Consider the following 13,167-nt stretch of genomic DNA (forward strand, 5'->3'; position numbering starts at 1 on the left):
AGTATGCGTAGCGGGAGCGCAAATCCGGATTTGAACTTCGATCCTCTTCTTATACAGCTTTGAACTATTCAGCACAGCGTTAGCCGATGCGCGGACATTTTCTTATTTGCTTTTGCTCGAAATTTACTTCGTGTTTCAAGCAGTAAGAAAAATTTCAACGCATAATAGCGCCATCAAAAAATTTTAATAAAGTAAGAATGAACGATCAAGCGAGAGTGAAAAAGATAGCGTTTTTGGGGACCGGCTTGATGGGCGCACCTATGGCTAGACGCCTACTTGCGGCGGGCTACGACGTGAGCGTTTGGAACCGCACTGCATCGAAGGCGCAAGCTCTGGCAATTGATGGAGCACTGGTCGCGGCTAGTCCTAGTGCTGCAGTGAGCAGCAAAGGACAAGCGGCTGACATTATTATTACTATGCTGGAGGCGGGCGGTGCAGTAAATCAAATGATAACGAGTATCCTAGCGGTGCTGGTTGAGGGGACTATTGTTATTGATATGAGTTCTACTCAGCAGGCCGAGGCGCAGGAGTTTGACCGCTTGCTTGCCGCACATAAAATTGGCTTTGTTGATGCGCCAGTGTCCGGCGGTGTGGTGGGGGCTGAGGCCGGTAGCCTGGCGATTATGGTCGGCGCGCGTGCCTCCGATTATCTGCAAGTAGAGGCTATATTGAGCGTGCTTGGCAGACCAACGCGAGTCGGCGAGCCTGGCTGCGGACAACTGGCAAAGCTGTGTAATCAACTGATCGTGGGTGGCACAATTAGTATAGTCGCCGAAGCGCTGTTATTGGCGCAGCGCGGTGGCGCGGACCCCGCAGCGGTGCGAGCTGCCATCCGTGGCGGCTTTGCTGAGAGTCGCATTTTAGAGGTACATGGACAACGTATGTTGGAACGAAATTTCATGCCGGGTGGTCAGATTAAAAGTCAGACCAAGGACATGGAAAATATTTTGTTGGCTGCAGCATTGGCGGATTTGCAGTTGCCGATTACAGAGTTGGTGGCGCGCGCCTACCGATCTTTGTTGGCTAGCCATCCTTTGGCGGATCACTCTGCGGCTTTACTGGCTTTGGAGTCTCGCAACCCTGGATCCCGCCTAGGAAGCTTAGAAAATATACTGCCAAAATGAGACCGCGCTGCGGTCACGTGCTAGTGAGCTTTGACGAAATTTGATCGCGGTTTTAATCCAGCGCATTATTGTTGTCGCCTGATTTATCGGCTATTAACTTAGCCATTCATGGAATGAGGGATAGAAAAGATGAGTAGTAATATAGTTAGGGCGGTATGCCCCCACGATTGCCCAGACACATGCGCCTTGCTAGTCACGGTGAAAGATGGCGTAGCAACTGAGGTGCGCGGAGATCCTGATCATCCGACTACGGCAGGGGTCTTATGTACCAAGGTTGCTCGGTATACCGAAAGAACTTATCACGCTGAACGATTACTGTACCCACAGAAGCGCGTTGGAAAAAAAGGCGAAGGGAAATTCGTTCGAATTAGCTGGGACGAGGCCTTAGATACGATAGCCGAACGCCTGCAGGCTGTCGCTGCAAAAAGTCCTTTGGCGATACTCCCTTACAGTTATGCCGGAACCATGGGCTTGGTACAGGGCGACAGTATGTCGCAACGTTTTTTTCATAAATTGGGCGCCTCATTTTTAGATAGAACGATATGCGCTACTGCCGGTGGTGTCGGCTATAAGTACACGATCGGTGCACGCGTAGGCACCGACATAGAGCAGACGCAAAATACCAAGCTGATCATCATCTGGGGTGGAAATCCGATCGCCTCTAGTCTGCATTTTTGGATGCGGGCACAAGAGGCCAAGCGCAATGGCGCCAGGCTGATTGCGATCGATCCTTACCGTTCTCTGACGGCCGAAAAGTGTCATCAACATATCGCCTTATTGCCGGGTACAGATGCGGCTCTGGCATTAGGGATCATGCATGTGCTGATCAAAGAGGATTTGCTCGACCATGACTATATTGCGCGCTATACCTTGGGCTTTGATCAATTGGTCAAACAGGTGGAGGAATGGCATCCGACACGCGTTGCAGAAGTCTGCGGAATTACCGCGACAGAAGTGATAGACCTGGCGCGTGAGTATGGCAGTTCGGCGCAACGCGGTGAGCCCAGTATGATACGCATGAACTACGGTGTACAAAGAGTGCATGGCGGTGGCATGGCGGTACGAAATATCGCCTGCTTGCCGGCCCTGGTCGGCGCCTGGCGGCATGCTGCGGGTGGCGTGCAATTATCGCTATCTGATTCCTTCGCTAAGGATATGGATGCCTTGCAAAGACCGGATCTATTTCCGGTCGGCGGTGCTCAGCGCACCATCAATATGAGCACCATAGGCGATGATTTAATGCGTGACAGTAGCGCTGCCTTTGGGCCAAAGATAGAGGCGCTGATCGTGTATAACTCAAATCCTGTTGCGATTGCTCCTGAGTCCAGTGTGGTCGCGCAAGGCTTTGCGAGAGAAGATTTGTTCACTGTCGTACTCGAGCACTTTCAGACCGATACCGCTGATTATGCAGATATTTTATTACCCGCCACTACGCAATTGGAGCACGTAGATGCGCATAGCGCATACGGTCATCTGTATATGATGGCGAATAATGCAGCAATAGCGCCCATGGGCGAGGCCAAACCGAATACTGAGATATTCCGCCTATTAGCAGAGCGTATGGGGTATGACGAGGCGTGCTTCAGCGAAACGGACGATGAAATTGCTGCGCAAGCTTTTAAAACGAGCGATCCACGCACAGGCAATGTTGATTGGAGTTCGTTAAAGAAAGAGGGCTGGCGCAAACTGCAGGTAGCTCAAGCGCCCTTCGCACTCGGGCGCTTCGCTACGCCCTCGGGCAAATGTGAATTCTACAGCGAGACCATGTTGCAACATGGTCTCGCGCCCTTGCCTAGTTTTATTCCTCCCTATGAATCGGTGGCAAGTAACCCTGACTGCGCAGCAAAATATCCGCTTGCGATGATCTCTCCACCGGCGAGAAATTTCCTCAATTCTAGTTTCGTCAATGTCAAAAGCTTGCGTGATACTGAGGGCGAGCCGCATTTGGATATACACCCAGAGGATGCTTTGCTGCGCAATATCAGTACTGGCGACATGGTGCGTATTTATAATGACCGCGGTTCTTTCCTCGCCTTGGCACGCGTCACTGAAAAAGCCAGAATTGGTTTGGTCGTGGGGCTCTCTATTTGGTGGAAAAAATTTGCCTCCGATCATAAAAATGCCAACGAAGTCACCAGTCAGAATTTAACTGACATGGGACGTGGTCCTACGTTTTATGACGTTTTGGTGCAAGTCGAGAAAGCACAAAGTGGAGTCAGTAAAAATTAAATGTAACGATCGTGCTTTTTTGTAACACTATGTAAAACTAAATGCAAACCAAGTTTAAATAATTTTTCATGTTGTCGTATTTTGCTAGAGGATGTACTCGGCTTGACGGTAAAAGACTTGCCTAGGTTTATCGAAGTGGATAGCATCAAGCTATGACATGGTGTATTGTCGATTTCATAGCGTCGCGAATAGCTTGAATGCGGCTCTAGGCTACAGACGTATACACGCTAATCACACAATAAAATAATCAGAGACGAGGTAATGAGTATGGATAAGTTTTGGCTGAAGTCGTACCCGGAAGGCGTACCCGCAGAAATCGATGTAACACAATACAAATCACTGGTGCAGCTTCTGGAGGAATCGTTTCAGAAATTTGCCGCGCGCAATGCCTATGTGTGTATGGATAAATTTCTGACTTATGGCGAACTCGATACTCTCTCGAAAAAAATTGGAGCTTGGCTGCAAAGTATAGGTCTTAAAAAAGGTGCTCGTGTCGCCATCATGATGCCGAATATTTTGCAATATCCTGTGGTGATGGCCGCCATATTGCGCTCAGGCTTTGTGGTTGTGAACGTCAATCCTTTGTACACCCCGCGTGAGTTAGAACATCAGCTAAAAGACTCTGGTGCTGAGGCGATTTTCATCCTGGAAAATTTTGCCACTACCTTGGAAAAAGTGATCGCCAAGACTGCCGTCAAGCACGTAGTGGTGGCTAGCATGGGCGATATGCTAGGTTCCCTTAAGGGGGCCATCGTTAATTTTGTCGTGCGTAACGTCAAAAAAATGGTTCCAGCGTTTTCCTTGCCTAACGCACTGCGTTTTAAGCAAGTGCTTGCACAGTCCGAACACATGCAACTTCAAGCTGTGAGTTTAGGGCATGACGATATCGCTTTTTTGCAATATACAGGTGGCACTACTGGGGTCTCTAAAGGCGCGACCTTGAGTCATAAAAATGTCGTCGCCAACGTTTTACAGAATGACGCTTGGCTGATGCCGGGTATGCAAGGACAGCATGGTAAAGAGCAAAAAATTATCGTGTGCGCTTTGCCGCTGTACCATATTTTTGCATTGACAGTGTGCAGTCTGCTAGGCACACGGATAGGTGCGTTGAACCTATTGATCCCTAATCCTCGCGATATGCCTGGCTTTATCAAGGAGTTAGGCAAGTACAAAGTGAATGTTTTCCCAGCCGTGAATACTTTGTATAACGGCTTGCTGAATAATCCTGAATTCGCCAAATTGGATTTCTCGGGATATGAGATTTGTAGCGGTGGCGGTATGGCGGTGCAGAAAGCGGTCGCTGATAAATGGCTAAAAGTGACTGGTTGTGCGATTGCGGAAGGTTATGGCTTGTCTGAAACTTCACCAGTGGCGACTGCAAACCCTGCTACTACGAAAGAATTCTCCGGAACGATAGGCATGCCTATTCCTTCGACCGAAGTAGTGATTTTAGATGACGATGGTAATCGCCTCCCTTTGGGGCAGCCTGGCGAAATCGCGATTCGCGGACCACAAGTCATGGTTGGTTACTGGAATCGCCCGGACGAAACCGCAAATTCTATGACGGCCGATGGTTTTTTTAAAACAGGCGACGTCGGCATCATGGATTTCCGTGGCTACACCACGATAGTCGATCGTAAAAAAGACATGATTTTGGTTTCTGGATTTAATGTTTACCCGACTGAAATTGAGGGGGTGGTGGCGCTACATCCTGGTGTTTTGGAGTGTGCCTGCGTCGGTGTCCCAGATGAAAATTCAGGGGAAGCGGTTAAGTTGTTCGTGGTTCGTAAAGACCCAGCATTGACGGTCGAGCAATTGATGGCCTATTGCAAAGAACAATTTACAGCCTACAAAAAACCAAAATATATAGAATTCCGCAACGACTTACCAAAGACCAATGTTGGAAAAATATTGCGCCGGGAATTACGCGATGAGAAAAAAGCTGCTTAAATTTTTTTCTCGTATTTTGTTCTCTTAGATTCTTGAATTTAAATATTGAAACACAATTTTTAGTCGGTGAGATACTTGATAAAAAATGTAATTTCGTGAGAACTATTTAATATTTCACAAAAAGAGGAAGGTTTATACCTTCCTCTTTTTTAGTCAAACTCTATGCGTTTGTTAACGCTGCCGTGTGAATGGCATTGTTTGTCACAGTATACTTATCAGCAACTAGGAAAATAGCATGGATAAATTTTGGTTAAAATCGTATCCGCAAGGCGTGCCTGCAGAGATCGATGTTTCGCAATACAAATCGTTAGTACATTTGCTGGAAGATTCATTTCAGAAGTATGCGTCTCGCAAAGCCTATGTCTGCATGGACAAATCTTTGAGCTACGCTGAGCTTGATGTTTTGTCCAAAAAAATCGCAGCCTGGCTACAAAGTAAGGGATTGAGTAAAGGCGCTCGTGTGGCGATCATGATGCCCAATATCCTTCAATATCCGGTTGTGATTGCCGCAGTTCTGCGCGCAGGTTACACGGTCGTGAATGTAAATCCACTGTACACCCCGCGCGAATTGGAACATCAACTCAAGGATTCTGGTGCCGAAGCAGTTTTCATATTAGAAAATTTTGCGACTACCTTGCAGCAGATCGTCGCAAAGACAAATGTAAAGCATATTATTGTTGCTAGCATGGGCGATTTGTTAGGCGGTATAAAAGGTACGCTGGTTAATTTTGTGGTTCGTAAGCTAAAAAAGATGGTTCCGGCTTACTCGCTTCCAAACGCTGTTGGCTTTAATCAGATCATTGCAGAGGCGAAATCCTTGCCATTTCAGCCGGTAAATCTTGAGCACGATGACATCGCCTTCCTGCAGTACACGGGGGGGACCACCGGTGTTTCTAAAGGCGCGGTCTTAAGTCATAGAAATATTGTGGCAAATGTCTTGCAAAACGATGCATGGCTGATGACTGGTACTGATGCTAAAGGCGCGGCAGATCAGAAAGTCATGGTTTGCGCCTTACCGCTCTACCATATCTTCGCGCTGACCGTTTGTAGCTTGGTCGGTACTCGTATCGGCGCCCTGACTTTGCTGATACCCAATCCGCGTGATATGCCAGGTTTTGTCAAAGAATTGGCGAAATACAAAGTGAACATTTTCCCCGCAGTTAACACTTTGTATAACGGCTTATTGAATAACCCAGATTTTGCAAAACTGGATTTTTCTGGTTACCAAATTTGCGTGGGCGGTGGCATGGCGGTGCAAAAAGCGGTTGCCGACAAGTGGTTGAAGGTCACTGGCTGCGCCATTTTGGAAGGTTACGGTCTTTCTGAAACTTCGCCAGTCGCCACCGCCAATCCGGCCAGCACCACTGAATTTTCAGGCACGATAGGCTTACCTTTGCCGTCTACTGAAATCGCAATTCTAGACGATGATGGTAATCGCCTACCTCTGGGACACTCTGGTGAAATTGCTATTCGTGGCCCGCAAGTGATGATGGGATATTGGAATCGGCCTGAAGAGACCGCAAACTCTATGACCGCTGATGGTTATTTCAAGACTGGTGACGTCGGCATTATGGATTTCCGCGGTTACACCACCATCGTTGATCGTAAAAAGGACATGGTGCTGGTATCCGGGTTTAATGTGTATCCAAACGAGATAGAAGGGGTGTTAGCTTTACATCCCGGTGTTTTGGAATGCGCTTGCGTTGGTGTCCCAGATGTTAATTCTGGTGAAGCTGTGAAATTATTTGTGGTGCGCAAAGATCCTAATTTAACCGTTGAGCAGTTAATGGATTATTGTAAAGAGCAGTTCACCGGCTATAAAAAACCTAAGTACATCGAGTTCCGTACTGATTTACCGAAGACAAATGTGGGAAAAATTTTACGTCGTGAACTGCGCGACGAGAAAAAAGCTGCGTAATTTGTGTTGTGCAGATAAACGCAGCTCTTCGCGAGAGATGCGTTTATCCTCAACGTTTAGGACAGGCGTCGGTGTCGCACCAATACCTGTTCTGAGCTCTTGAAGTAGGCCGCCAGTTTTTCCACCATAAAAACTGAGCGGTGCTGTCCGCCGGTGCAACCTATCCCTATAGTCAGATAACTACGGTTATCGTGTTTAAAAGAAGGCATCCATTTTTCTATGAAATGACGGATGTCCTCGTATAATTCCTGCGCCATCGCTTGGGCTTCCAGAAAATCCACTACCGCTGTATCGCGCCCCGTCAAAGGACGTAAATTGACGTCATAGTAGGGGTTAGGCAGCATGCGCACGTCAAAAACAAAATCAGTGTCCAGCGGCACCCCGATTTTGAAGGCGAAGGATTCGAACATCAGGGTGAGTGGTGCATGTTCAACCTGAATCACGTCCTTCACCCAGGTCCGTAAAGTGTTCGCGCTTAGGCTGGACGTATCTACCACATGAGCAAGGAATTGAAGTGTCGCTAGCATCTCCCTTTCTTCCTCTATGCATTCGGTCAGACTTAACCTATCCCCTATCGATGGGGCTTTTTGCAATCTATGTGATAGCGGATGGCTGCGTCGGGTTTCGGAGAATCGTGCCACCAGCGACTCGGTGCTAGCAGTCAGGAACAAGATCGTGACTTCATGCCCTTCCAGTTTTAATTTTTCTATGGTATCAGGCAGGCCGGTGAGCAAATGGGCGCTACGTGAATCTATTGCCATGGCGGCATTTTGTATGCCTTCACTCAATAGTGTGGTGATCAGTTCGGGCAAGAGGCTAGGGGGCAAATTATCGACACAATAGTAGCCGGCATCCTCTACCACATTAAGTGCAACCGATTTTCCTGAGCCAGAAATACCTGAAATAAGCAAGATGCGCATAAGTGGGAGCGGTAAGGAGTGAGAGCTTACTATTCGTTGTCTTCATTCATAGCGCGCCTTTGGCGTTCCATGAACTCTTCTAAAGTGTTAATTCCACGCAGCTGCAGGATAGTATTGCGAACCGCGGCCTCGAGTAGAACCGCAATATTCCGACCGGCAGCAACCGGAATGACTACCTTCTTAATGGGTAAGCCCAATACGTCTTCTGTGACCGAATCGATAGGCAGGCGTTCGTAGTTTTCTTCTAAAGTACTACGTCTAATCAGGTGCACAATTAATTTCAAACGCATCTTACGACGCACCGCGGTTTCGCCGAAAATAGTTTTGATGTCGAGTAAACCCAGGCCACGTACTTCCAATAAATTTTGCAATAGATCGGGGCAGCGCCCTTCTATCATATTCGGTGCGATACGCGAAAACTCCACCGCGTCGTCAGCGACTAAACCGTGACTGCGTGAAATCAATTCCAGACCTAATTCACTTTTACCTAAACCAGACTCACCGGTAATCAATACGCCAACGCCCAGCACATCCATAAACACGCCATGCATGGTAATCCGCTGCGCCAGCTTTTTGGATAAATAGACCCGCAGATAATCGATTACCTGGGCCGCAGGTAAGGGCGTGGAAAACAGCGGGATACTATTGTCATCACAGGTGGTCAGGAAAGGCGCTGGCGATTCCAAGCCCTGTGCGACGATCAGCGCAGGCGGTGCGCCAGCGACTAGCTCTTTGATTAGATTGCCACGAGACAGTGGTGACAGCCTATGGTAATAAGCGAGTTCCTGATGACCTAAGACTTGGATACGACCAGGATGTATGAGGTTAAGATGTCCTACTTGATCTGCCGAGGAAGTTGCATCTCCGGTGATTTGTTTTTCTCCGCCAGAAAAACCAGCAAACCACCCTAATTGTAAAGCGTCACGATTGTCATCATAGATTTTCTGTACGGTCAATTCAGTGAGTATTGGCATAGTAGCTGCTTAATGATAGATCGTCGGGCGCATAGGATGTGCTGTCGCTAGGACTCAGGAAATCGCTTGTAAATCTGGTTTCCAAGTCGTAATTTTCTCGTAAATTACATGCGCATCAGTTTCTGTCGTCAATGATACTCGGAAAGCCTCACTTGAGAGCATTTCGGCAATTTCTGACAGAATTTCTAAGTGCTGTTGCGTCACATGGTCAGGCATCAATAAGAAAATCAAGAGATTCACCGCTTGCCCGTCCGGAGATTCGAAGGGAATCGGTTCTGCTAAGCGTACGAAGGCTGCTATCGGGGCTTTCAGCCCTTTAATTCTGCCGTGCGGTACTGCGACACCATGCCCTAAGCCGGTCGATCCCAGGCGTTCACGCGCAAACAGATTATCTGAAACGATGGAGCGAGCAATGCTGCAATTATTCTCAAATAAGAGACCAGCTTGCTCAAAAGCACGTTTTTTGCTGGAGACTTCAAGATCTAGCAGCACATTAGCGAGTGGGAGTATTTTTGCGATATTCGTCATGATGCAAAATCAGTGGTGATGCTCATTGGTCAAGCACGGACAGTCCGTGCGCGCCAAATTATAGACTTCTTTCTGAAACTACGCGTAAATCATGACTTAGGAGTGTGACTAATTAGTAAATTTTCAAAGTCGCTAGCGGATAACGGCTTGCTGAAAAGAAATCCTTGCATTTCTTGGCAGCCAGAGTCGGTCAAAAAGTCTAACTGTTCGGTTTTCTCTACGCCTTCGGCGGTGACGCTTAAGCCTAGCGCGCTCGCCATCGCGATAATCGCGCGGGTCAATACTACTGAGTCTTGCTTTTCTGGAATATCACGAATGAAGGATCGGTCTATCTTCAAGTTGTCGATAGGGAAGCGTTGCAGATACGACAGAGAAGAAAAGCCCGTACCAAAATCATCCAGAGAAATACTGACACCTAATTTTTTGATGGAGGTAAACACCGGTAGCAGCAGGTCTAACTCGCCCATCAGTAGGCCCTCAGTAATTTCTAACTGTAATCCTTGCCCTGGCAACTTAGTCTCATTTAATACTTGTTGAATGAAGTTAAATAAACCTGGATCTTGAAATTGCTTAGGAGAGATATTCACGCTAATCACGAAATCCGGAAAAAATTCATCTCTCCAATATTTCGCCCGCAAACAGGCTTGTTCCAAAACCCAGCGACCTATCGGCAGTATCAAGCCTATCTCTTCAGAAATAGGAATAAATTCATCAGGAGGAATAATGCCAACATCCGGCATCTGCCAGCGAATTAAGGCCTCGGCACCGACGATGGCCGAGGTTTTCAGGCAAACCTTGGGCTGATAGAAAACCAGAAATTCTTGCTCAGTCAGGGCGCGACGCAGGTTTTTTTCCAATGCGTAACGATGCTGAGCTCTTACATTCAGTTCCGTAGTGAAAAACTGATAGTTATTCCGGCCTGATTCTTTGGCCAGATACATGGCCGAATCGGCGCAACGTAACAAGGTTGAGGCATCTGCAGCATCATGCGGATAGACGCTGATGCCGATTGAGGTGCCGAGATGGTATTCATTGCCATCGATCAAGAAGGGTTCGCGCATACGTGCCAAAACGCGCTCCGCCAGATCTTTTAAGTGCAGTGCACTATCGAACTCTTCTGCCACGATGACAAACTCATCGCCGCCTAAACGCGCCAACATGTCTGAGCTACGGATGCAGGAACTGAGCCGGGTCGAAACATCACACAACAAGGTGTCACCAGCGGCATGTCCGGCGGTATCGTTAACGTTTTTAAACCGATCCAGATCTAAAAAAAGCAGGGCGATTTTTTTTTGTTGATGCTGCGCATTGGCCAGTGCCTGTGCCAATCTTTGGCTTAGTTGATGGCGGTTGGGGAGTCCAGTCAATGCGTCATGCGCCGCGATGTATTGCAACTGTCGCTGAGTTTCTCTGACTTCGGTGGTGTCGGTAAATGAAATTAATACTGCGCTGGTGAGTTTGCTATTGGGCTCGTTGATAGGTAGTACATTGACCAACAACCACACCACGGTATGGTCTTCTAATTCCAGCCCTATCGATAAATTAAAGATAGGGTGGCCAGTGCGAAAGACCACCGAGGCGGGGTCATTACGCATCTCAATTGTGGCGCCATCTTCGCTGATAATACGTTTAAAGTAACGATGCCTACGTCCTACAGCGTTGCAATCCTTGATTTTCAATATGCGTTGCGCGCTAGGGTTGCAGGTCAGAATTTGCCCCTTTGAAGCCAGCACCATAATGCCTTCGGTTAAGTTGGTGACGACCGCTCGATAGCGTTCTTCACTCTCTTCCAGGCTGCGCTCCATATTTTTTTTGTCTATCGCCAAAGCGACTAGGGCACTGACATCGATCATTAAGGCTTGCTCGTCCTTGCTCGGAGCGTGCCGATCATCATGATAGACATCGATGCTGCCGAGGATGACGTTAAAAGCAGTCTTAATCGGCAGCGACCAGCAGGAGCGCAGTCCATACCCTAAGGCTAGCTCAGCGTCATCTTTCCATAGCGGGCTACTGGCAATGTCATCGACGATACACAGCAGCGTGCTGGCAATTGCCGCGCCGCAGGAGCCTGAGTTTAGTCCTTTGTTGTGCTGCTTTAATGCATGGAAATATTCTTCGGGTAGTGAGGGCGCAGCACCCAAATTTAAGCTTTGTGTATCCGCATCAAATAAGAGGATGGCGCAGCGACTGCCATTGTCGAGCAGGCGCTCCATGCGATCGCATACGTCTTCAAGGATATGCGCCAGCGGCTTGTCCTGAGCAATCATCTCAAGAATTTCTCGTTCATGATGCAGGGCCTCATTGGCCCGCGCAAACACTTGCGGAGTAATGATTTTCGCTTCTGGTTTGAGTTTGGGAGTTGCTGAAAACGGATGCGCGCTTAGGTCGCGCACGGTCAGTTGAATCAGGTTGTGGGCATCGTCAATAAAACCCAGGCAGCGTACTTCCACCTCTATCACTTGTTGATCCAGCGTTCGGCATAGACAGTGTAGCGGACTACTGCCAGACTGATTTTTGACTAATCTTTTTTGAAAAATTTCTTGATCGGCTAAGGCAGGATCAAACAAAAATGCCACAGGCATCATGCCTAGAACTTGCTTACTATCCTCGGCCTTGAGTAAGCGCAAGGCTGCTAGATTGCTGTGAACGATCAGACCATCGAGTAAGAAAAAACTGGCATCTTGTTCGTGCTTAAGGCGCAGGCTTTGCCAAAAATCATCGGCATCGATGTGTTTCGCTCGGGTGGATATTGGGGCTAATTGACTCACAGCACAGTCTGCTCTTACTTAAAATAAAGTTGGCGTCTACTGTAGCGTAAGCGCAGCGCGCTCACAACTACAATTACAATTGATGACACTCGGCCAAATCGCGATTAATTCAGGTCCAGGCGCAAAAATAACAGCAGCACATCGCCGTTGCCCTTGTTCTGAGACAGGCGCGGTATATACGATGCCATTAATTTACTCCGGCGAGTACCGATAGAGGCGACCGGCAATACACCAGGAAAAGGAATGCCGGAGAAATAATCAGTACGGCTAATTAACAGCGCGGTGTAACCTATACCTGCTTCAAAATTACCCCCTATCGGTTGCATCCATTGATGTGCATAGCCGGCCATAAATTGTGGCTTGAAATGAGAATCTGAAATGGCCAGGCCAAATAGCGAGTCTTCATTATCTTTTTTATTTCTGACTGCCTTACTAAAACCCAGGCCCCAGGCGTTTTCATTGAGTTCTGCGATGCGTTCAGCGGTGTAGGTATTGCGACCATGTCTGGCGTAACCAGAGAGCATGATGGAGAGTTCGCCGTTTTCAAGAATGTTCGTGGTGCCTGCCTTGGCCTGCTCCCACCAACCCGGTTCGGGACTGGTTGTCGCTACGCTGGTGACGGCTGGCTGGCTGCTGTTGGATGCTTCCTGTGCAAAGCTGTTTATGCTTAGACCTGCGAGTAGGGCGGTGACGGCCAGGTAAGAGACGAATTTTTTCAAATTAAATAATGACATAAGTGAGGGCTAAATTGATGAA

General features: G+C 48.0%; 9 protein-coding genes. 4 read left to right on the forward strand and 5 right to left on the reverse strand.

What is annotated here, in order from left to right; genetic code table 11:
* Positions 1-197: 197 nt before the first annotated feature.
* The 4 genes from EJN92_RS12485 (at position 198) to EJN92_RS12500 (ending at position 7,221) form a co-directional block, all read left to right on the forward strand.
* Entirely contained in the window at positions 198-1,124 is a 927-nt protein-coding gene (locus tag EJN92_RS12485; RefSeq protein ID WP_126128122.1) for an NAD(P)-dependent oxidoreductase, read from the forward strand.
* A 129-nt stretch (positions 1,125-1,253) separates the two neighbouring features.
* Positions 1,254-3,353 carry a molybdopterin-containing oxidoreductase family protein gene (locus EJN92_RS12490; protein WP_126128123.1) on the forward strand — a complete coding sequence of 700 codons (2,100 nt, stop codon included), beginning with the start codon at positions 1,254-1,256 and terminating at the stop codon, positions 3,351-3,353.
* A gap of 267 nt (positions 3,354-3,620) precedes the next feature.
* Positions 3,621-5,303: a long-chain fatty acid--CoA ligase gene (locus tag EJN92_RS12495; protein ID WP_126128124.1), complete on the forward strand. Its 1,683-nt coding sequence runs from the start codon at positions 3,621-3,623 to the stop codon at positions 5,301-5,303.
* A 235-nt stretch (positions 5,304-5,538) separates the two neighbouring features.
* Positions 5,539-7,221 (forward strand): long-chain-fatty-acid--CoA ligase, encoded by a 1,683-nt coding sequence (locus EJN92_RS12500; protein ID WP_126128125.1) that lies wholly within the window; start codon positions 5,539-5,541, stop codon positions 7,219-7,221.
* A gap of 56 nt (positions 7,222-7,277) precedes the next feature.
* Here the strand turns inward: EJN92_RS12500 and rapZ are convergent, their stop codons facing one another.
* The 5 genes from rapZ to EJN92_RS12525 all read right to left on the reverse strand — a co-directional run bounded on the left by rapZ (position 7,278) and on the right by EJN92_RS12525 (position 13,145).
* Positions 7,278-8,141 (reverse strand): RNase adapter RapZ, encoded by an 864-nt coding sequence (gene rapZ / locus EJN92_RS12505; RefSeq protein ID WP_126128126.1) that lies wholly within the window; start codon positions 8,139-8,141, stop codon positions 7,278-7,280.
* A 29-nt stretch (positions 8,142-8,170) separates the two neighbouring features.
* Positions 8,171-9,115, reverse strand: a complete 945-nt coding sequence (hprK, locus tag EJN92_RS12510) for an HPr(Ser) kinase/phosphatase (protein ID WP_126128127.1) — start codon at positions 9,113-9,115, stop codon at positions 8,171-8,173.
* Between the two features lie 54 nt (positions 9,116-9,169).
* Positions 9,170-9,643: a PTS sugar transporter subunit IIA gene (locus EJN92_RS12515; RefSeq protein WP_126128128.1), complete on the reverse strand. Its 474-nt coding sequence runs from the start codon at positions 9,641-9,643 to the stop codon at positions 9,170-9,172.
* 89 nt (positions 9,644-9,732) lie between these two features.
* A complete protein-coding gene (locus tag EJN92_RS12520; protein WP_126128129.1) occupies positions 9,733-12,411 on the reverse strand; it encodes a sensor domain-containing phosphodiesterase in 2,679 nt (892 codons plus the stop codon).
* A gap of 104 nt (positions 12,412-12,515) precedes the next feature.
* On the reverse strand, positions 12,516-13,145 hold the full coding sequence (locus EJN92_RS12525) for a hypothetical protein (RefSeq protein ID WP_126128130.1): 630 nt from the start codon (positions 13,143-13,145) through the stop codon (positions 12,516-12,518).
* Positions 13,146-13,167 lie beyond the last annotated feature (22 nt).

Origin of the sequence: Undibacterium parvum, from assembly GCF_003955735.1 — a bacterium.
GTDB classification, from domain to species: Bacteria; Pseudomonadota; Gammaproteobacteria; order Burkholderiales; family Burkholderiaceae_D; genus Undibacterium; species Undibacterium parvum.